14 protein-coding genes are annotated in these 21,741 nt (G+C 66.3%); 10 read left to right on the forward strand and 4 right to left on the reverse strand.

Annotated features, from left to right (window positions below; genetic code table 11):
- Positions 1-92: 92 nt before the first annotated feature.
- The 3 genes from ACR9ZC_RS22650 (at position 93) to ACR9ZC_RS22660 (ending at position 4,387) form a co-directional block, all read left to right on the forward strand.
- Positions 93-851 carry an SDR family oxidoreductase gene (locus tag ACR9ZC_RS22650; protein WP_173260608.1) on the forward strand — a complete coding sequence of 253 codons (759 nt, stop codon included), beginning with the start codon at positions 93-95 and terminating at the stop codon, positions 849-851.
- A gap of 159 nt (positions 852-1,010) precedes the next feature.
- Positions 1,011-2,336 carry an MFS transporter gene (locus tag ACR9ZC_RS22655; RefSeq protein WP_481581985.1) on the forward strand — a complete coding sequence of 442 codons (1,326 nt, stop codon included), beginning with the start codon at positions 1,011-1,013 and terminating at the stop codon, positions 2,334-2,336.
- A 797-nt stretch (positions 2,337-3,133) separates the two neighbouring features.
- Positions 3,134-4,387: a hypothetical protein gene (locus tag ACR9ZC_RS22660; RefSeq protein WP_481582745.1), complete on the forward strand. Its 1,254-nt coding sequence runs from the start codon at positions 3,134-3,136 to the stop codon at positions 4,385-4,387.
- A 44-nt stretch (positions 4,388-4,431) separates the two neighbouring features.
- Here ACR9ZC_RS22660 and ACR9ZC_RS22665 read toward each other — a convergent pair whose 3' ends face one another.
- Genes ACR9ZC_RS22665 through hemC form a run of 3 tightly spaced genes read right to left on the reverse strand, consistent with a single transcriptional unit; the run spans position 4,432 to position 8,722 of the window.
- Positions 4,432-5,628: a heme biosynthesis HemY N-terminal domain-containing protein gene (locus tag ACR9ZC_RS22665; protein WP_481581986.1), complete on the reverse strand. Its 1,197-nt coding sequence runs from the start codon at positions 5,626-5,628 to the stop codon at positions 4,432-4,434.
- A gap of 2 nt (positions 5,629-5,630) precedes the next feature.
- Complete coding sequence (hemDX, locus tag ACR9ZC_RS22670; RefSeq protein ID WP_481581987.1) at positions 5,631-7,718, reverse strand: fused uroporphyrinogen-III synthase HemD/membrane protein HemX; 2,088 nt, start codon at positions 7,716-7,718, stop codon at positions 5,631-5,633.
- Positions 7,719-7,735: 17 nt separating this feature from the next.
- On the reverse strand, positions 7,736-8,722 hold the full coding sequence (gene hemC / locus ACR9ZC_RS22675) for a hydroxymethylbilane synthase (protein ID WP_481581988.1): 987 nt from the start codon (positions 8,720-8,722) through the stop codon (positions 7,736-7,738).
- A gap of 392 nt (positions 8,723-9,114) precedes the next feature.
- On the opposite strand from hemC, the gene ppc reads away from it, so the two are divergent.
- The 4 genes from ppc (at position 9,115) to ACR9ZC_RS22695 (ending at position 18,183) form a co-directional block, all read left to right on the forward strand.
- The gene (gene ppc / locus ACR9ZC_RS22680; protein ID WP_481582746.1) at positions 9,115-11,889 is read left to right on the forward strand and encodes a phosphoenolpyruvate carboxylase; all 2,775 of its coding nucleotides are present in this window, start codon (positions 9,115-9,117) and stop codon (positions 11,887-11,889) included.
- 191 nt (positions 11,890-12,080) lie between these two features.
- A complete protein-coding gene (locus tag ACR9ZC_RS22685; protein WP_481581989.1) occupies positions 12,081-15,836 on the forward strand; it encodes a PAS domain S-box protein in 3,756 nt (1,251 codons plus the stop codon).
- Positions 15,837-15,858: 22 nt separating this feature from the next.
- Positions 15,859-16,902, forward strand: a complete 1,044-nt coding sequence (locus tag ACR9ZC_RS22690) for a response regulator (RefSeq protein WP_481581990.1) — start codon at positions 15,859-15,861, stop codon at positions 16,900-16,902.
- A gap of 72 nt (positions 16,903-16,974) precedes the next feature.
- Complete coding sequence (locus ACR9ZC_RS22695; RefSeq protein ID WP_481581991.1) at positions 16,975-18,183, forward strand: EAL domain-containing response regulator; 1,209 nt, start codon at positions 16,975-16,977, stop codon at positions 18,181-18,183.
- 36 nt (positions 18,184-18,219) lie between these two features.
- On the opposite strand, the gene ACR9ZC_RS22700 is transcribed toward ACR9ZC_RS22695, so the two are convergent.
- Positions 18,220-18,972 carry a class I SAM-dependent methyltransferase gene (locus ACR9ZC_RS22700; protein ID WP_481581992.1) on the reverse strand — a complete coding sequence of 251 codons (753 nt, stop codon included), beginning with the start codon at positions 18,970-18,972 and terminating at the stop codon, positions 18,220-18,222.
- Between the two features lie 279 nt (positions 18,973-19,251).
- Here ACR9ZC_RS22700 and ACR9ZC_RS22705 point away from each other — a divergent pair, with 279 nt between their 5' ends.
- From ACR9ZC_RS22705 to ACR9ZC_RS22715, 3 genes are all read left to right on the forward strand, one after another.
- Positions 19,252-20,124, forward strand: coding sequence for a helix-turn-helix transcriptional regulator (locus ACR9ZC_RS22705; protein WP_481581993.1), 873 nt, complete (start codon positions 19,252-19,254; stop codon positions 20,122-20,124).
- A 71-nt stretch (positions 20,125-20,195) separates the two neighbouring features.
- Positions 20,196-20,801 (forward strand): sigma-70 family RNA polymerase sigma factor, encoded by a 606-nt coding sequence (locus ACR9ZC_RS22710; RefSeq protein WP_481581994.1) that lies wholly within the window; start codon positions 20,196-20,198, stop codon positions 20,799-20,801.
- Positions 20,798-21,622: an anti-sigma factor gene (locus ACR9ZC_RS22715; protein ID WP_481581995.1), complete on the forward strand. Its 825-nt coding sequence runs from the start codon at positions 20,798-20,800 to the stop codon at positions 21,620-21,622. Before ACR9ZC_RS22710 ends, ACR9ZC_RS22715 begins: the two co-directional genes overlap by 4 nt.
- The last annotated feature ends 119 nt before the right edge of the window (positions 21,623-21,741 follow it).

Genomic DNA, 21,741 nt, shown 5'->3' on the forward strand with positions numbered 1-21,741 from the left:
CGCCCGACGCGCCTGGCGCTCCTCGTATTTGCCTCTTGCCTGCCGTGCGCCGTCGGAGCACTATCGCTCAAAACACAAAATCAGGAGACACGATGCGACTGACCGGCAAAACGGCGATCGTCACGGGCGGCGGCTCGGGCTTCGGCGAAGGAATCGCCAGGACATTCGCGCGCGAAGGCGCGAATGTCGTCGTCAACGATCTGAACGGTGCGGCCGCGGAGCGTGTCGCCAGCGAGATCGCGCTCGCGGGCGGCCGCGCGATCGCGGTGGCGGGCGACGTCGCCCGGCTCGCCGATTGGCAAACGCTGCGCGAGGCGGCGCTCGAAGACTTCAAGAGCGTGCAGATCGTCGTCAACAACGCGGGGACCACCCACCGCAACAAGCCTGTCCTCGATGTGACGGAAGCAGAGTTCGACCGCGTGCATGCGGTCAACGTGAAGAGCATCTTCTGGAGCGTGCAAGCGTTCGTGCCGTACTTCCGTCAGCAAGGCGGCGGCGTTTTCGTCAACATCGCCTCGACCGCCGGCGTGCGTCCGCGCCCCGGACTCGTCTGGTACAACGGGAGCAAGGGCGCCGTCATCGTCGCCAGTAAGTCGCTGGCGGCCGAACTCGGCAGCGACCGCATCCGCGTGAACTGCGTGAATCCCGTGATTGGCGAGACCGCGTTGCTCTCCGAGTTCATGGGCATGGAAGACACGCCCGCCAACCGCCAACGTTTTTTGGCCGGCATTCCGCTGGGCCGGTTTTCGACGCCGCAGGATGTCGCGAACGCCGCGCTCTTTCTCGCCTCCGACGAAGCCGAATTCATTACCGGCGTATGCCTCGAAGTCGATGGCGGACGCTGCGTTTGATGTGCCCCGGGGCGGTTTCGCCCGCTCCGGCCGCTGGGTTGCATTTTTCACGTTTCGCTCTCGTATCGCCGCTCATTCCATACAACAAGTGCCTTGCACAGGACGGGCGTATTCACGCCCGTCTGCTGCCAACGCCCACTCCATTGGAGGAGACACATCATGAATCAACCTCGCGCGGGCCTGGACCCGCTCTCGACACCCGGTGACGCGCAATCGTCGAGCTTCGAAGAAGCGACTTACCGCAAAGTCTCGCTGCGCATTTTGCCGCTACTGCTGATCTGCTACCTCGTCGCGTATCTCGATCGGGTCAACGTCGGCTTCGCCAAGCTGCAGATGGCGACCGATCTGCATCTGAGCGACGCGGTCTACGGGCTCGGCGCAGGGATCTTCTTTCTCGGCTACTTCGTTTTCGAAGTTCCGAGCAACCTGATCCTGCACCGTGTCGGCGCGCGGGTATGGATTGCGCGGATCATGATTACCTGGGGGCTCGTGTCCGTGTTGACGATGTTCGTCACCACGCCCGCCATGTTCTATGTCATGCGCTTCTTGCTTGGGCTCGCCGAAGCGGGATTCTTCCCCGGCATCATCCTCTACCTCACCTACTGGTACCCCGCCAACCGGCGCGGGCGCATGACGACCTGGTTCATGACGGCCGTGGCACTCTCGGGTGTGGTCGGCGGTCCGATCTCGGGCTACATCCTCAAGGCTTTTCACGGTGCGAACGGCTGGCACGGATGGCAATGGCTGTTTCTGCTCGAAGGCATACCGTCCATCGTTGCGGGCCTCGTCGTACTGGCTGCGCTCGACGATCGCATCGTTCACGCGCGCTGGCTGACGGACGACGAGAAACGATTGCTCGCACGCAACATCGAAGCGGAGGACACAGGCAAGGAAGATCTGAAACTCGGCGCCGTGCTGACGAGCCCGCGCGTATGGCTCATGAGCTTCATTTACTTCTCTTTCGTGGTCGGACTCTACGGCGTGAGCTTCTGGCTGCCGACGATCATCAAGGCAACGGGCGTGACGGATTCGTTCATCATCGGGTTGCTTTCGGCGATTCCGTTCGCTGCCGCCGTCGTCGCGATGCTGCTCGTCGCGCGGAGCGCGGACAAGCGGCGCGAGCGGCGTTGGCATGTCGCATTGCCCGCGCTCGCCGGCGCGGTCGGGCTCGTCCTCTCGGTGACCTGGGCCCATCAGACGGCCCTGGCGATGGCGGCGCTCACGCTTGCAACGGCCGGCATCATTACGTCGCTGCCGCTTTTTTGGAGCTTGCCGACGGCGTTTCTCGCCGGCGCGGGTGCCGCAGCCGGCATCGCGATGGTCAATTCGATCGGCAATCTGGCCGGTTTTCTCGGTCCTTATGCGATGGGCTGGCTCAAACAGGCCACGGGCGTCAACGATATGGGCATGTATCTACTCGCCGCCTTCATGGTGCTCGGCGCACTCCTCGCGCTCAGCGTGCCGGCTCGGCTCGTGAACAAGTAGGGTCGACGATGCTCGCCGCCAGCGCCGTTCGCTGGCGGCCTATGCTTTTCGCCGGTATTACGCGGACATCCGGGCATCGCGGCATAGGCTGGAACCGTATCCAGAACGGTCCGCCGGAGGAAAAGGCCCCATGCCCGGAATCAGTAGAACGAGCCCCACCCACTCCCCGTCGGCGGAGCGACTCGGCAATGAAACGCCGACGCGAAGCCCCAACGGTTCCAACGATAGCGGCCGAGCGTCCGGCGAGCGCCGGCGTCATGGCGTATTAGGCTTCCTCACGCGCCCGTTCCGGACAACGAACGCGGCGCCGCAAGCACAAGGCAGCGTCGGCGCGGAATCGTCAGCGGGTCGTGATGCGCGGTCCACGCCGCCGACACCGCCGCGAGGCGCGGCCGCGGCACTTCGGAGGTTGGAGGCGCTGCCGCGCGGGCGCGCGGGCGCCGAGCGGCTCGCGCCCGACCTCCGCGGCCCCAAGCGCCGCCACGCCGCCGCGGTTGGAACAACGCACACGCGCGCCAAACGCGGATGGCATCGTCGAACAACTTCGGAGTGCCGGGGTCGATCTCCGTCACGCGCATGAAACCATATCCGGTTTGATCAACCGAGAGCCGCTGCGCGTCGACGGCCGAACGATGCGCGTTTTGGCGCAACACTTTCCCAATATGGTGATGATTGGCCTCGATGAACGCGATCCGCTTGCCGTTGCGCTTCGCGACGCACTTGGCAGAGCGGCGCCCTCGTCACCGCGGGCGGCCCTTTCGCCCGCCCGTGCGCCGACAGGACCGCGACAGGGAGCGATGGGCGGCGGATTGCGAAGAACGCCCGCCCCGCCTCGTGCAGGCGAGGCGAACGCGCCGACACGGCAGGCCCGGTCCCACCGAGCGGATCTGCGAGCGGCCGGTGCGGCTTTGGAGCGACTGGCCCGATCGGGTATCGACATGCAGCAAGTGCGCGACGCTCTGGAGAACACTCTAGTTTGGGGGCAGGACTTGCCCGCCCATGTCAGGAATGCCCTGGAACGCGCCGGGATCGATACCCGCATCGAGGAGGGCATCTCGCTCGTCGATCATCCTCTGATGCAAGTGAGCAGAGCGATGCGCCTCATGGAGCACACCCGGGGCAGCGCAGGCGCGCAGCGACAAGCAGCCGGAGGAACGCGGCCAGGCGCCGCTACGCCATCCCCAGGCTCACCGCACGGATCGACACCCGAGGCAAGCGATATCGTCCGGCAATTGCGGAGCGCAGGGGTCGATCTGACTGAAGCGCACGGCGTCGTCTCCGCGTTGATCGACGGGGATGCAGCGCGTGTGAATCGGCGAATGATGCCTGTATTGCGATCGCATTTCCCCAACATGCACGAAATCGGACTGCAGGGGAATCTGCCGCTCGCTCTTGCGCTCCGTGAAGCGCTGGGTCCGCGCTCGGCTTCGTCCTCCGGCACGACCGATCAACCAGCCACGCCGGCTTCACGTCCCGTCGAGGCCGATCGAACACCGCGCGCCGCACCGGACAGCGCGTTGGAGATGCCGGCTCGGAGCGACGCGGAGGACAACGGTCAATACGCCTTTCGAATCCAGACGCGGAACCCGGCGGCATCGGCCGAAGAGATCGCATCGGCGGTTGTCCGTGCCGGAGGCGGGTCTCGGCGAGCCACGATCGCCGCGCTCAAAGCGCACATCGCGACCTATGAAAAGATCATGACGACGTTCGATCGGTTGCGGCCCATTTCCAGGGCCGATGCCGAGCGCCATGAGTTCAAGGATGCGGCCATCTACAACCAGGAAGGCGACGGAGAGTTCAGCAAGGACAACGCGTCGGTCTGTCTTTTCGGCGAAGAGCTGTCCTTGAACAACCCGGCTCAGAAAGTGATCGGATTGGCCACAGTCGCATCGGACCCGTCACGCGGCTTCGACACAACGGTCAACAAGAACGTCGAGTTCATGGACATGAAGGAGCTGGCCAAGTATCTCGTCAGCAATCCCAAACATCCGATGACCAACGCGAAGCTCGATGCCGACAACATTGCGGACTTCGCCTTCAGAGTGTCTTGAGTCGCCCCCCCGGAGCACGCTTTCGAGGCGTGCCCCGACGGCCGTCAGACGACCTTCATCGCCAGCGCACTCGCGCGATAGTGTTCGCCGGCCCGGCCCGTATCGCCGAGCTGTTCGAATAACCGTGCAAGCGCACGATGGGTGCGGATCACGAGGGCGTCGTTATCGTCGGCGAGCCTGAGCGCCGATTCCAGGAACGACTGCGCCTTGCCCCACAATTGCTGGTGCAGGCACAGGCGCCCCAGCGCGAACAGCAGATCCGGATCCTCGGGGCGCGTTTTGCGCCAAGCCTCGGCCTTTTGGATCAGCGGCAGCGCTTCGCCGGGTAATGCCGTCTCCGGATAGCGGCGCAGCAACCGGGCATCCCAGTTGTGCTGCAACGCCTCCTCGACGATCCGGCGAGCCTCGTCGTGCCGACTCAGTGCGATCAGCAGCTCAGCCGCGAGATCGGCGAGCCGCGGCGAGTGCCGTTCGATGGGTGCCAGCGAGTGCCAAAGCGTCAACAGTGCTTCGGCATCGTGCCGCCGATCGCGTAGCAGGTTTTCCGCGGCCTGCTGACGCAACCTGACCGCGACGGCCGGATGGATGGCCTCGCGCTTTTCGAGCGTCTTCACGAGCTTGAGGACCTCGCCCCAATTCTTGAGCTGCTGCTGCGCGCGCAGTGCAATCTGCTGCGCATGAATACGCCGGGCTCCTTGCGATTGCATCTCCGTCAGCGCCGCGAGCGCGCCTTCGGGATCCCGGCCATCGGCGCGCATGTCCGCGCTGGCCATGAGCCGGGCGTCCTGCCAATCCGGCGCATCGATGGCCCCGAGCCACTCGTCGCGCCGCATGTACTCGCGCATGCGATGCGCTGCCACCGCCGCGACGAGTCCTGCCGCGCCCTTGTTCGACTGGCTCGCAAGCGCCTCGCGCGCTGCCTTCTCGGCTCGCGAGAAGCGCCCCGCGTACAGATTGCCGATGGCTTCGCGCAGCGCCGAATGCGCCTTGGCCTCTCTCGCGCGCGCCCGGTAAGCGGCGACGCGGCGCGGCATTTGCCAGATGTTGCGCACCATGCGCGTGAGCGCGTAGAGCAGCGCGAACAGCACCACGATGCCGACCACGAAGAGATTCAGCGAAATGTCGACGCGATACGGTGGATAGACGAGCAGCACCTGCCCCGCATCGAAGTGCCCCACTGTCGCAAGCGCGGCCGCGAGCGCGAAAAGCAGTGCGAGCCACAAGAGTCCCCTGAGTGCCATGGTTACCCCCGGCTCTTGGTGTTGTGCACGGCTTGCAAGCTCGTGTTGATGTTCGGCGTCTCGACCGATGCCGCACCGGCATTCACCTCCTTGAGGAGCGCGCGCACGGACTGCACGCGTCTTGCGCCGCCATCGAAGTAGCGGGCGAGCGCTGCATCGGCGGCCTGCAGGTCGGACTTCAGCGTCGTCTGGTTGCGCGAGAGCAGCGCGAGCCGTGCCGACAACAGCCGCAGCTTCACGTTTTCGCGGATGTATTCGCCCTGTTCGGGCGTATTGAGCATCGCGTCGGCATTGTCGATACGGCGGACCTGCACGAGCCCCTTGAGTTCCACGCCGACGGCCGAAGACACCTCGCGCCACCAGACCTTCCAGCGAGGCTCGCCGGCCGCGGCCGCGCTTGCGCCAGCCGCGGCCGGTACGCTGCTCGCCGGTGCGGGACGGGGCACGCGCGCCTCGCCCAGCAGCGGCAACGAGTCGACCTGCGAGATCGCGTCATCGAGTTTGATCGCCAGGCCCGTCAAATCGACCGAAGGGGCCGCCTTCAGCTTGTCGATATCTTGCGCGATCGCGCGGCGCATCAGCATCGCCTGCGGGCTCGCGAGCGCTGCCAGCCGCGTGTCCGCGCTTTGCAGCGCAAAGAGGGCGAGCTGCGTATTGCCGGTCAGTTGCAGTTGTTCGCTCGCGCTCGAGAGCATCTGCTCGACTTCGGCGAAGGTCCAGTCGTCGCGGTTGCGCGCCAGATCCTCGTACTGCTTTTGCAGCGCCTGCTGAGCCGTTTGCGCATCGGCGAGCTTGCCTTGCAGTTGCGCGAACTGCGCATCGACCTGATGAACGGTGGCGAGCGCCTGATCGATCTTCACGCGCAGCTCGGCCGCTTGCGCGTCGATCGCCTGCTGCCGTGCCGCGACGCGCGCGTCGAGCCGGTCCACCTTGCGATTGAGCGCGTATGCGCCGATGCCGGTCGCGCAGGCCACCGCCAACACGACGATCAAGAGAAGCAACACCCCGCCGCCCCGGCGGCGCTTCGGCTCGTCATAGACGAACGCGCCGGACTGCGGCTGGTTGAAGGCCGCATGCTCGGCGGGGTTCGGGGAATCCTGGTTCGAGTCAGTCATGCGCAATGGAGCCGAAAAAGAGGCCGAAGCCGGTTGATCGAAGGATGCGCGAGACGATGCCGAAATGGCGCGCAAGGCCGCAGCGATGCGTTCATCGCCGGGGCCGGATTGCGTAATCCTATCAAAACCCAATGCCCGCGCCGTCTCGGCGATGCGCGGATGGGGAGCGACGAGCGGAGCATGCCTGAGCGCGCTGAACTCCGCAGCCGGTAATTGCGCTCGGGCCATCGTCTCGAGGTTGCGCAAGCCTTCGGAACTCGTCACGAGCCAGGCATGCGGCACGCCGGCCAACAATGCTCGCGCGCGCGACCATGCATCGGGGCTCGCTTGCGGCACGCGGCGTCGGTAGGCGGCCACGGCCTGAACGTTCGCGCCCGCCTCGCGCAAACGCTCGGCGAGCCATTCGCGGCCACCATCGCCGCGCACGATCAGCACATCCTTGGCAGCCAAGCCGCCTTCGCCGAACCTCGCCTCCAGCGCGGCCCAGAGCGATTCGGAATCGAACCGCTGGCTCGCGGCGTCATCGCCGTTGCCGTTGCCGGCCCCCTTGACGCGCGCCTCGCCTGCATCGGCGCCCGCGGGACAGATCACTTCGATCGCGGGTGGCGCGAGACCGTGCCGCGCCAGCGCGGCGACGCTACCCGGCCCAATGGCCGCGGCAGGCACGGCCTTCGGCCACGGCAGGCTCAGCTCGGCAAGCCCGTGGTCGATCGCATTCGGCGAAACGAAGACGACCAGCGCATAGCGCTCGAGCGTTGCCAGCGCACCGCGCAGCGGCAGGGGGTCCTCGACGGGCGCAATTTCGATCAGCGGAAATTCGAATACGTCCATGCCGTCTCGCGCCAGCCGCGCAGCAAGCGCGGCCGACTGCCCGGCCGGGCGCGTGAGAACGGCAGTAAACGAGCGAGCTTCACGGGCTCGATCGCCGCCGGCCGGGCGGCCACCGCCCTGCGGATCGGAAACGGAGTCGGCCATCGGAGCGGCGCGCGCGCTCAAACGGCAGACTCGCCGCCGCTTTGCGCCGCCAGCGCCGCGATGATCTCGCGCGCACCTTGTAATGCGAGCGCGTCAGCGAGCCGGCGTCCGAGCGCCAGTGCCTCGGCATCGCTCGCGACCGGCGCGACGACCTCGGCCGAGGCTGTGCGTGAGCCATCCGGCATCGACACGCGGCCCGCGAGATGCAGGTTGCCGGCGCCGCCCCAGTGGCCATGCGCCGCAAGCGGCACGTCGCAACTGCCGCCCAGGTTACGCGATACGGCGCGCTCAGCCTGCACGGCGAGCGCCGTCGGCCGGTGATCGAGCGGCGCGAGCCAAGCGGCAAGATCGGCCCGGTCGGCACGCACCTCGATGGCCAGCGCGCCCTGCCCGGCCAACGGCAGGCTCTCGTCCGTATCGATCAGTGCGCGGATACGCGCACCGAGCCCGAGCCGCTTCAAACCGGCCGCGGCCAGAATGATGGCTGCGTACTGGCCGCGGTCGAGCTTCCCGAGCCGCGTGTCGAGATTGCCGCGCAACGGCTCGACCACCAGATGGGGATAGCGCAGACGCAGCATGGCTTCGCGCCGCAGACTCGCGGTGCCGACCACGCTGCCGGGCGGCAGCGCGGCCAGGCTCGCATAGTCGTTGGAAACGAAAGCATCGCGCGCATCCTCGCGCTCCATGACGGCAGCCAGCGCAAAGCCCTCGGGCAGATCCATCGGCACGTCCTTGAGCGAATGGACCGCCAGATCGGCCCGGCCGTCGGCCAGCGCGGTCTCCAGCTCCTTCACGAAAAGCCCTTTGCCGCCGATCTTCGAGAGCGTGCGATCGAGAATCCGATCGCCCTGGGTCGTCATTCCGAGAATTCGTAGCTCGCAAGATGGATATAATTTGTGCAGCGCATCGCGCACATGCTCGGCCTGCCACATCGCGAGACGGCTCTCGCGCGAGGCAATGACGAGTGTGGCGGGCGATGCGGGGAAATGCGTCTCGGAATTCATTGATCGGTATTTCGAATGACGGGATCGAACATCGAAGAATGGTAGCACGCACGCCTTGCCCCATTTTTCGCGCCGGCCGGGAAGCGGCCGCGCTCCACGGCGCGGCGCCCGGCATCGGGATGTGCGTTGCGCCACAAGCGCACGCCGCGAAGGCTCGGGCGCCGTTTTATCAGTTTTGCTGTCATGGGTCTCGTTTGGTATGACGAGACCGCCACTCCATCGACTCTAGCTTCACTGAGGACATCACCGTGACGTCTAACGGACCGGCACACGCCGCCCGCCCCAACGAGGCATTGCATCCCACATCCGCGGACGCCCCAGGCGCCGCCACGCCGCCCGCGTCCGGCGCCGCCGGCGGGCGCGACGACAAGGACCAGCCGCTCTTTCAGGACATTCGCTACCTCGGCCGCCTGCTCGGCGACGTCGTGCGCGAACAGGAGGGCGACGCTGTTTTCGACGTCGTCGAAACAATTCGCCAGAACGCCGTCAAGTTCCGGCGCGAGGACGATCACGGCGCCGCACTGGCGCTCGAAAAGCAGCTGCGCGCGCTCACGCCCGAACAGACCGTGAGTGTCGTGCGGGCGTTCAGCTACTTCTCGCATCTGGCGAACATCGCCGAAGACCGCCATCACAACCGGCGCCGCCGCATTCACGCGCTCGCCGGATCGGCTCCGCAGGCCGGCACCGTCGCCTACGCGCTGGAGCGTTTCACGCGCTCGGGCAACATCGACGCCGACATGCTCAAGCGTTTTTTCGATGACGCGCTGATCGTACCCGTGCTCACGGCACACCCGACCGAAGTGCAGCGCAAGAGCATTCTCGATGCGCAGCACGATATCGCGCGGCTGCTGGCCGAGCGCGATCAACCGCTCACCGAGCGCGAGCGCGCGCAAAACGAAGCGCTGCTGCGGGCCCGCGTCTCGGCGCTCTGGCAAACGCGCATGCTGCGCGATTCGCGACTCACCGTCGCCGATGAAATCGAAAACGCGCTGTCGTATTACCGCGCGACGTTCCTGCGAGAAATACCGGCGCTCTACACCGATATCGAGGAGGCGATCGGCGACCGATACGCGCTCGACAAGCGACTACCCGCCTTTTTCCAGATGGGCAGCTGGATCGGCGGCGATCGCGACGGCAACCCGAATGTCACGGCCGAAACGCTCGAGCATGCCCTCGCGCGCCAGGCCACGGTCATCTTCGAGCACTATCTCGAGGAAGTGCATGCGCTCGGCGCCGAGCTCTCGGTGTCCAATATGCTCTCCGGTTGCAGCGACGCACTGAAGACGCTCGCCCAGGCTTCACCGGATCAATCGCCGCATCGCGTGGACGAACCGTATCGCCGCGCGTTGATCGGCGTCTATACGCGGCTTGCCGCGAGCGTGCGCGTGCGGCTCGGCGAAGGCACGGTGCCGCTGCGCAGCGCCGGCCACGGCGCGCCGCCCGTGCGTGCGACCCCCTATGCCGATGCCACCGAGTTCGTGCGCGACCTGAACGTACTCGTCGAATCGCTCGAAGCGCATCACGGCGGCACGCTGATCGCGCCGAGGCTCGCGCCGCTCGTGCGCTCGGCCGAAGTATTCGGCTTTCACCTGGCGAGCATCGACTTGCGCCAGAGCTCCGATGTGCACGAAGCAGTCATTGCCGAGCTGTTCAAACGAGCGGGCGTACACGACGACTATGCCTCGCTGCCCGAAGCCGACAAGCTGCGGCTCCTGCTGACCGAGCTCGAGCAGCCGCGCCTGTTGCGCTCTCCGTATCTCGAGTATTCGCAGCTCGTGCGCAGCGAACTGGGCGTGCTCGAAACGGCGCGTGTCATGCGCGAGCGGTTCGGCAAGCGGGCCGTGCGCAACTACATCATTTCGCATACCGAGACCGTCAGCGACCTCGTCGAAGTGCTGCTGCTCCAGAAGGAGACGGGACTGCTCGAAGGCACGCTTGCGGCCACGCACGCGAGCGCGCGTAACGGGCTCATGGTCATTCCGCTGTTCGAGACGATCGCCGACTTGCGCAACGCGCCCGTCATCATGCGCGAGTACTTCGCGCTTCCGGGGCTCGATGCGCTCATCGCGCATCAAGGCAGCGAGCAGGAGGTCATGCTGGGCTATTCGGACAGCAACAAGGACGGCGGGTTCTTGACCTCGAACTGGGAGCTTTATCGTGCCGAGCTCGCGCTCGTCGCGCTGTTCAAGGAACGCGGCGTCAGGCTGCGGCTCTTTCACGGCCGCGGCGGCACCGTGGGCCGCGGGGGCGGGCCGACCTACCAGGCGATTCTTTCGCAGCCGCCCGGCACGGTCGACGGCCAAATTCGCCTGACCGAGCAAGGCGAGGTGATCGGCAGCAAATTCGCGAACCCCGAGATCGGCCGCCGCAATCTCGAAACGGTCGTCGCGGCGACGCTCGAGGCCTCGCTGCTGCCGCACGGCGACGCGCCCGCGAGTCTGCCCGAGAGCGAACAGACGATGCAGGCCCTCTCCGATGCGGCGATGGCCGCGTACCGCGCGCTCGTCTACGAGACGCCCGGCTTCACCGACTATTTCTTCCAGGCCACGCCCATCGTCGAGATCGCCGAGCTGAACATCGGCAGCCGCCCGGCCTCGCGCAAGCTGCAAGATCCGCAGCACCGCCGCATCGAGGACTTGCGCGCCATCCCCTGGGGCTTCTCCTGGGGCCAGTGCCGGCTCCTGCTCACGGGCTGGTACGGCTTCGGCAGCGCCGTCCAGGCCCATATCGCCGGCGCGGCAAGCGAAGCCGAGCGAGCGCAGCGCCTCTCGACGCTCCAGAAGATGTACAAGAGCTGGCCCTTTTTCTCGACGCTGATCTCGAACATGGACATGGTGCTGGCCAAGACGGACCTTGCCGTTGCGTCGCGCTATGCGCAGCTCGTCCAAGACAAGAAGCTGCGCCAGCAGGTATTTTCACGGATCGTCGCCGAGTGGGAGCGCACCGCCGAGGTGCTTGCGCAGATCACCGGGAAAGAACAACGCCTTTCCGATAATCCGCTGCTTGCGCGCTCGATCAAGAACCGCTTCCCTTATCTCGATCCGCTCAACCATCTGCAAGTCGAGCTGCTCAAGCGCCATCGCGCCGGCGATACCAATGCGCGATTGCGGCGCGGCATTCACCTGACCATCAACGGAATCGCCGCAGGCTTGCGCAATACGGGCTGAGTGCCCGGGCGAAAATCGTTCTTCACCGTCCGTCGGGGCCGTGCGCGCAAGCCACGGCCCTTTTTCATTGCCAACGGCGCCCCCGGTTGACGGACCGGTCTACCTCTCAGGCCCCGATTTACAAGGCTCGGCGCATTAAAGTTCACCCCGGTTTCGGTCGATAAAAATGTCGAAGCCAACTGATCGCCACCATGAGCCACGCCCCCCGGATTCCATCGTCGAGCGCGCAAACGAGCCGCACGTCGCGCGTCAATCTCGCGGCGGCGCTGGGACTCGTCTTCGCGCTGTGGCTCGCGCTAGGTGCGTTCTCGGCCTGGAACCTCTATGCCGAGCGCCATAACGAGCGCTTGCAGACCGAGGCGCTCGCGAGCGCGCTGGCCTCTCACACGACCCGGGTGTTGCGCGAGGCGAATCAGGTCGCCGATGTCGTCACATGGCTCGTGAAGCGCGACGGACCCGACCTTGCGCTGGAAGACTACGTCCATTCGGGCCTCGTCGATCTCGACGTGTTCACCCAGGTGGCCGTCATCGACAAGCACGGCATTCTGCGTGCTTCGACGTTTCACGGCTTCGTGCCGATGGACCACACGGATCGCGACTACTACCGCGTCCACATGGACGACCCCAGCGCACGCCTGTTCATCAGCAAGCCGGTCATCGATCGCGTGAGCGGCGAACGTTCGGTCCAGCTGTCACGCCGCATCAACGATCCGCAGGGACGATTCGTCGGCGTGGTCGTGGTGTCCGTGCCGCCGTCGGTCTTCACGGAGCTGCTCGAATCGGAGCGCATCGGGCGCGACGGCCTCTTTGCGGTCATCGGCACGAACGATTATGTGCTGCGCGCCCGCCGCACAGGCACGCACTACAACTTCGACACGAGCTGGCCGATCCCGCCGCGCTCGCCGTTGCGCATCGCGCTCGCGCGAGCGCTGCGCGGCACGTTCGAAGCGGCCAGCTTCTACGACGCCGTACAGCGCACGATCAGCTACGAGCGTCTCGCGGACTATCCCGTCGTGGCGATGGTCGGGTTTTCGAACGCCGAATATCTGCAAGCGTTTCGGCAGCGCACGACAGCGCTCGTTGCCGCGGGGATCGTCCTGACCCTGCTGATCCTCGGCGCCGCGCTCGTTCAGGCGCGGCTCGCCAAGCGCCTCGAAGCGTCGTCGGCTCGCGAGAGCGAAGCGCTCGCGCGCACCCGCGACGAAGTCGAGCGCGCCGAAGCGCTCTTCAAGGCCATCCCCGATGCGGCGGTCGGCTTTTCCGCCGAAGGCCGCATCGATGGCCACAATCCTCACTTTCTCGGGCTCGTCGGCTGGACGGGCGACGATGCGGTCAACGCCACGCCGGCCGATGTCGCCCGCGCATTTTTCCGCGACGGCCTCGAGCAGGAGGGCGCGGCCGAGGCTGAGCGCCTGGCGGCCGTGCTGGCCGGCGATGCGACGCTCGGCAACGCGCAAAGCGCGATCTTCCGGCTCGAAACGCCGGTGCCGGCCGTCTTCGAAGTGCGCGTCGAAAAACGCGGTACGGCATCGGCGGGGGTGGTCGCGCTGATTCGCGACGTAAGCCGCGAGCGGGCCAGCGAGGAAGCGCTCAAGAACAGCGAAGCGCGCTATCGGCAGTTGATCGAACTCTCGCCCTACGCGGTCTTGCTCATTCAAGAGCAAACGATTGCGTTCGCCAATCCGAAGGCGCTTCAGACGCTCGGCGCCTATTCCGCCGCGCAAATACGCGGGCTCTCGCTGATGGAGTTCCTGCATCCCGACAGCCGCGCGACGATCGAGGAACGCATCCTGCGTTTGTCGCGCTCGCGCATCGCTTCGCCCGCGCGCGAAGCGAATTGGCTGCGACTCGACGGCAGCACGTTCATCGGCGAAATGACGGCGGTACCGTACGAAGTGGACGGCGCCTGGGGCGCGCTGGTCATGCTGCAGGACATCACGAGCCGCAAGGAAGCCGAAACGCAGCGCGACCGTTTCTTCGATCTCTCACTCGACCTCATCTGCCTCACCGATGCCAACCCGGCGGGCTACTTCAAACGGGTCAACCCAGCCTTCACGAAGGTGCTCGGCTGGTCGAACGAGGACCTGCTTTCGCGGCCTTTCATCGAATTCGTGCATCCCGACGACCGGGCCGCGACGGTCGCCGAAATCGAGCGCCGGGCGCCGGGCGAGCCGATCGAGAACGTCGAAAACCGCTACCTGTGCCAGGACGGCAGCGTACGCTGGCTCGCGTGGAAAGCCATCCAACTCGACGGGCTCATCTATGCGACTGCGCGCGATGTCACCGAAAGCCGGCTGGCCACGCAGCAGCTCGAACAGGCGCGCGCCGAGGCCGAGGCCGCCTCGCGAGCGAAGAGCGCCTTCCTCGCGGCGATGAGCCATGAAATCCGTACGCCGATGAACGGCGTGATCGGCATGACCGAGGTCCTTGCGCAAACGGGGCTTACCGCCGATCAGGGCGACATGATCACGACGATTCGCGAATCGGCGAACGCACTCTTGACGCTCATCGACGACATTCTCGACTTCTCCAAGATCGAGGCGGGACGTCTGCATATCGAGTGCGTGCCGGTTTGCCTGACCCATCTGACCGACGGCCTATGCCAGTCGCTCACACCAGTGGCCGAGCGCGCGGGCGTCAAACTGTCGAAATTCGTCGCGCCCGGTCTCCCGCGAGCCGTACTGTCGGACGACACACGGCTGCGGCAAGTGCTCAACAACCTCGTCGGCAACGCGATCAAGTTCTCGGGCGGACGGCCTGACACACCGGGCAGCGTGTCGGTGCGCGTCACCGCCACGCCGCTCGAATCGGGACGCGTCGAAGTCGCGTTCGCCATCGCCGACAACGGCATCGGCATCTCGGCGGAGACGTTACCGAAGCTGTTCAAGCCGTTCACGCAAGCCGAAGCGTCGACCACGCGCCGCTTCGGCGGCACGGGACTCGGCCTCGCGATCTGCCGCCGGCTCGTCGATCTGATGGGCGGGACCGTGACCGTCGACAGTACCGTCGGCGCGGGCTCCACATTCACGGTACGGCTGCCCTTCGATGTCGAAACGGAGGCCGTCTCCGTCAGCCGCTTTGGCGTGCACGCCACGGCACAGGGGCGCAACCCGGCCCGCATCGAGCGTTCGGGCCCGGTGTTATCGGTCGCACAGGCGCGCGAGCAAGGCCGGCTCATCCTCGTCGCCGAGGACGATGCGATCAATCAGAAAGTGATCCTGCGCCAGCTCGGCTTGCTGGGACATGTGGCCGAGATCGCGAGCGATGGCCAGGAAGCGCTCGCGCTGTGGCGGGCGCATCGCTACGCGCTGCTGCTGACCGATCTGCACATGCCTGAAATGGACGGCTACGAGCTCGTCGAGACGATCCGCCGCGAAGAGCCGTCCGGCACACGGCTCGCGATCGTCGCCTTGACGGCCAACGCCGTGCAGGGTGAAGCGGCGCGCGTCCAGGCGGTCGGGATGGACGGGTATCTCACCAAGCCGCTTCAGCTCAACCGGCTGCAGGCCGTCCTCGAAGCGCACTTTCGCGCACCCGATGCCATGGTGCCGATGACCGCGCCCATTACGGAGTCTCAAACGCATACGACCGCGCAAACAGCGGCGGCCGTCGATGTCGAGATACTGAAGGGCATCGTGGGCGACGATCCGGACATCGTGCGTGAGTTGCTGTCGGACTATCAGCAATCCGTCGGCAAGCTGGCCGCCGAGTTGCGCACGCACTGCGATGCCGGACGCGGACGCGAGGCCGGCGCAATCGCCCACAAGCTCAAATCGTCGTCGCGCTCGGTAGGCGCGATGGCGCTCGGCGATCTGTGCGCCGAACTCGAAAACGCCGGCAAGGCGGGCGATCTCGCGACGCTTGCCAACTGGGCGAATCAATTCGATACGGCACTCGCGGCCGTGGAAGACACGCTCGAGCACCTGCTCGCGGCAGAACTGAAATAAACGAATCGATAGGGGCTCAACGATGTTCAACGAAGCCGATCTCTCTTGCGAACACGCCTCGATTCTCGTGGCGTCCGAAGCCGTCGCCGACGCGGAGCTGGTCGGAAAACTGCTTGCCGACGACTTCGGCACCGTGCGTTTGTCCGTCAAACCGGAATCCGCCGTTGCCGACTTCGAAACGCACCGCCCGGCCGTGCTCGTGCTCGCGTTCGATACGATCGAAGCCGCGCAGCGTTATTACCTCGGGCTCTACCGGCTCGGCACGACAGTGCACACGGTGCCGCATCGCACCGTGCTGCTCTGCAATTCCCGCGATCTCCGCACCGCTTACGAGCTGTGCCGCAAGGAACACTTCGACGATTACGTGCTGTTCTGGCCGGCCACGAACGATGCGCCGCGCATTCGCATGTCCGTGCATCAGGTGCTGCGGCTCATGCGCACGGAAAACCGCGCCGGCGAATCGTGGCTGCGCGCGGCTCCCGGCCAGCCCGCCACTGCCCGCTCTGTGCGGACGACGGCTCGCGCCGCTGTCGCGCCAGCGCGTGAGGCCAGTGCCCAACCGGCTGCCGCCGCACCGCGCCCGGGCGGGTTCTTCGAGGAGGCGCAGCACGCAAGCCCCATCGCCGCCGGCGCCGCCCCCGAGGCAGTGCCTGCGAAGCCCGACGCGAGCGCCGCGCCGCAACCGGATCGGCCCAAAGTCCTCATCGTCGAAGACGACGAATTCCAGCAAAAGCTGCTCGCACGGCTGCTCTCCGGGCAGAACCTGCAGCTGGCGTTCGCGGGCACGGGCGCCGAAGCGCAATCGCTGATGTGGGAGATGAAACCCGATCTCGTGCTGATGGACGTCGGCCTGCCCGATACGAGCGGTGTCGAGGCGACGCGCGCGATCAAAGCGATCGCGCAATTCGCGCACGTGCCGATCGTCATGGTGACCGGCCATAGCGAACGCGCCATCGTCGTCGAAAGCCTTAAAGCAGGCGCCGTCGATTTCCTCGTGAAGCCTTTCGATCGCAATACGCTGGTCGACAAGCTGCGCCTTTTCCTGTCCGTAACGGCAATGTCATGACAGCCGCGCGCGGCGCGGTCCACGCGCCGCCTGCCTCACTCATTCATTGATTCATTGATAACGGTGAACTGCATGACTCAACCCACCAAGCAACGCAAGATCCTGGTGGTCGACGACGAGCCTTTCGTCCTGAAGGTGCTCGTGCGCCAGCTCACGCAGCTCGGCTACGAGGCGATACTGCCGTACGAGCACGCGCAAGACGCGCTGGCCGCGCTCGAAGCCGAGGACCATGAGATCGACGTCGTCTTCACGGACTTGCAGATGCCCGAGATGGATGGCGTCGAGTTCCTGCGCCAGCTCGTGGCGCGCGGCTACGATGGACAAGTCGTGCTCGTGAGCGGCGAAGATCTGCGTGTACTGAAGAGTGCGGAAAAGCTGGCTTACTCGCGCGGGCTGCGCGTGCTGGGCTCCCTCGCGAAGCCCGCCACGCGCGAGCAATTGCAGCAGCGCCTCGCGACCGATGCGCCGAATACCGCGGCCAACGCGAGCGATGCGCCCAGCTACTCGCCCGACGAATTGCGCGCGGCCATTGCAGCGGGGCAGATCGTGATGTGCTATCAACCGCAGGCCGCGTTCGCAACGGGAGAAGTGGCCGGCGTCGAGGCACTCGTCGCATGGCAGCACCCGCGCGATGGCCTCGTGCTCGTCGGACGCTTTCTCAAGATGGCCGAGCAGCATGGCATCGTGGACGATGTCACGCGGGGCCTGCTCCCAGCTCTGTTAGAACAAGCACGGCAATGGCACGCGCTCGGCCCCGATTTCCGGCTCGGGATCAACCTGTCGACGGACGATCTCGCCTCGCTCGATTTTCCCGATTTCATCGTCGACGCCGCCCATGCCGCAGACTTTCCGCTTTCGCGGCTCGTGCTCGAGATCACCGAAACGCGCATCGAGCGCAACCGCCTCATCTCGCTCGATGTCCTCACGCGTTTGCGCTTGAAGCGCATCAGTCTGCTGATCGACGATTTCGGCACCGGCGACGCGGCGCTCGCCCATCTGCGCGACATTCCGTTCGACGAACTGAAGCTCGAGCGCAGTTTCGTGCATGGCGCGAGCCGCGATTCGTCGCTCGGCGCGATCGTGAAGGCCACGCTTTCACTCGCGCGCCAGCTCAACATGCGCACCGTGGCGCAAGGTATCGACGACCTCGAGGACTGGAAGGCGATGCGCGACATGGGCTGCGAGGTCGCACAGGGCGCGTTCGTCGGTGCGCCGATGCCAGCGGCGCAACTGGCCGGCTGGCACGAGGCGTGGACGCAACGTTATGCGTCGATGATGTAGGCCTCCCGCTTTAGGCCGCGGTCCCGTGAGCGTCGTTCATCGCGCGTCGATCATGAGGACATCGATCTCGAACGAGTCGTCCTCGGCAACGGCGAAGTACTCGCGCACTTCGTCGGGGGCCGCGCGCCAAAGCGAGCGGATCCCCGCCACGCGCTCCGCGGGTGTGCGCATGCGCGCCACCCATTCGTCGAACTGCATGGGCAGCCTCCAGCGCTCGCGCACATGCGCTTCGAAGCCCGCCCGTTCGAAAAAGGCCAACCATTCGTCGGCACGGTAATCGCGGATGTGGGACGTGTCGCGCAGGAGCTCGACACTCTGCACGTAAGTGTCGAGCAAGGGATGGTCGGCACCGGCCACGTCGACGAAGATCGCGCGCGCGCCCGGCTTCAAAACGCGGCGCACTTCGCCGAGGGCGGCCGGCACGTCGTGCCAATGATGGGCACTGAACCGGCTCAAGACCCAATCGAACGACGCATCGGCGAACGGCAGCGCTTCGGCGGCGCCTTGCTGGGTCCGGATATTGTCGAATCCGCGCTCGTGAGCGGCTGCGGCGACCGTCTCGAGCATCTGGGCCGAAAGATCGTAGGCGGTCACCGTGGCCGCATGGGGCGCCACCGCAAAGCTTACATGGCCCGCACCGCAGCCCAGATCGAGCACGCTGCCGCCCGGGGCCGCGGCGAGCTCGCCGGCCAGTGTCCGCAGATCGGCGCCACTCGCGTGAGATTGACTGACGAGATAGGCGGCAGCTGTCGAGCCGAATGCATCGGCAACCTGTTCGCGGTGTTTCATTGCGGCAACTCCTTCGAAGAGTAAAAGACGGATCGGACGAATCCGGCGACAACGCCCACACGGCCGGCAACATCACCTGCACGGCCCCGAGGCGTCACATCTGACGCTACAATACGGTTGCCTCGGTACCGGTACAAGGCAAGCGATTATCCTGGTATCCGATGCACCCGGCTTGGCCCAGGCTGCCCGCTCGGGGACCGTCCGCGGGGCTCTACATGTTATGCATCAGGAGCTGGCCCGGCAGCCGGCCTCGCGCCCAATCTTGTACATGAATCGAAGATGGCCAATACGAACGATCGACCGCCGGCTTCGCGAGCCATCCCGTCATCGGCATCGTCGGCCGCTGCCGATGCGGGGCCGCTCGGCGAAACACCCGCACGCGCGCTCGGAGATTTCATCCGCGCCCATCGGGAGCGTCTTTCTCCTCAGGCCGTGGGGCTGCCGCCGGGCCCGCGTCGCCGCACACCGGGGCTGCGGCGCGAGGAAGTTGCTCAACTGTGCGGCGTGAGTCCCACTTGGTACACCTGGATCGAGCAAGGACGGTCGGTCTCGGCATCGCCCGATGCGCTCGCACGCATAGCGGCGGCCTTGCAGCTCACGCGGGCGGAGCGCGCCTACCTGTTCGAGTTGGCGGGGGAACGCGACCCGTCGGAACCCGCGCCGGCCGCGGCGGACGCACCCACCGCGCTGCTGGCGACGGTACGCCATCTCGATACGCCCGCTTATGTGCTCGATCGGCAATGGAATGCGCTGGCGTGGAACGCGCCGGCGGCCGCGCTGTTCATCGGCTGGCTCGATGGCGCGCCGCAGGACGCGGCGCGCGAGCGCAACTTGCTGCGTTTCACGTTCACTGTGCCTGCGGCGCGCACGTTCATCGTCGATTGGGAAACGCGCGCGCGGCGCCTCGTCGCCCAGTTTCGCGCCGATTCGATCCGGCACCTGAACGACGCGCCGACACGGGCCCTCATCGATGGGCTCGTTGCCGAAAGCGAGGACTTCGCGCGGTTTTGGGCATCGCAGGACGTCGGCGAACGCGAAGTCGGCAGGCGTGAATTCGATCATCCCGATGCGGGTCGCGTCGTCTACGAACAAATCACGTTCAAGCCCGCGCATCGGGAGGATTTGCTGCTTGTGGTGCTGGTTCGCGACTGATGTGTGCACCCGTTTCGCCGCGAACGAAGCGCGTAAGATAGCGCGCAACGCCCGCACGGCTCCTGCTCTCCATGACCACCTCGCCCCCCGCCGAACCGACGCCCTCCGTACTCGCCGCGCTGATCGCGCGCGTCGCCCGCGAAGATACCGCGGCAATGCGCGCGCTCTACGAGCTGACGGCAGCGAAACTGTTTGGCGTCGCGCTGCGTATATTGGTGAAGCCGGAATGGGCGGAGGAAGCCTTGCAGGAATCGTTCGTGAATATCTGGCGCCACGCGGGCGACTATCAGGAAAACCTCGCGGCGCCGCTGACGTGGATGAGCGCGATCGTGCGCAACCGTTCGCTCGATTGCCTGCGCCGGCAGCATGTTGGCCGAACGGACGCGGGCGCCGGTTTCGCGGGTTTCGCCGAATGGAGCGATGCATTCGACGAGACCCTTTCCGATGAAGGGCGCGACCCCGTCGACGCGGCTCTCGTAAGCCAGTCGGCGCGGCGGCTCGCGTACTGCATGCAGCGGCTCGACGCCCATCAGCGGCAAGCGGTGGCGCTCGCTTACCTGCGCGATGCGAGCCACGGTGAGATCGCCGAAACGCTTGCGGTGCCGCTCGGCACCGTGAAATCGTGGGTGCGCCGTGGCCTGGAGAAACTGCGCACCTGCATGGGGGCCACGCAATGAATTTGCACCGGTACCCGGGCCTCGTCGATCGCCTGGCCGGCGAGTACGCACTCGGCGTCTTGCGCGGCGGCGCGCGACGCCGGCTGGAAGCGCTCGCCGCACACGACACCGCCATTCGCACGGCTATCGCGGCGTGGCAGGCTCGCCTTGGCGCGCTGCCCGAGCTGGTCCCCGCCGTCGCGCCTCCGACAAGCACCTGGCAGGCAATCGAACGAGCGCTCGGATGGGCCGATTCGACACGCCGCGCGGCCGACGAAGCGCCCGGCAATCGGGTGCTCGCTCGCACCGTGGCCGCGCGCGAGCGCCATCGGCGCTGGTTCGACAGTCTCGCGTTCTGGCGCGGTTGGTCGTTTGCGGCCACCGGTGCGGCATTGGCCGCCGCAATCGGTTTTGCCATCGCTCTGCGGCCGGCGCCGCTCGCCGTCCAATCCGCCGCAAGCGGCGGCGCGGGCGACACGGTTGCCCACGAGAACGCGATCGAGCGCGTGTCCTACGTGGCGGCGCTGGCCGACGTGAAAACGAGCAAGACGATGGTCTTCGTCATGTGGGACGACAAAAGCGCGATGATGAGCGCACACCGCATGAGCGGCGGCGATGCGGCACCGCCGGGCCATTCGGAGCAGCTCTGGGGAATCCCCGAGCACGGCGCGCCAGTCTCGCTCGGCATGTTGCCGCCGGGCAAGGTCGTGCATATGAAGGTGCGCGGTATGAACGCCTATGTAAGGCTCGCCGTATCGGTTGAGCCGCCCGGCGGCTCCACGAGCGCAAGCGGGCCGAGCGGCCCGGTGGTCTGCGCGGGCAAGCTGATGGCGACTGCGTAGGCGAGCGCACGACGGCCGCACCGGGCCGGTCCTTGGCGCGGTGATAAAATCGAGCGTTTCCCGGCATGCGCCGCGCGAGCCGTGCCGCGGCCAGACGTACTCTCGGCGCACGCCCGGCG

The organism is Trinickia sp. HAY1-2D (assembly GCF_056754935.1).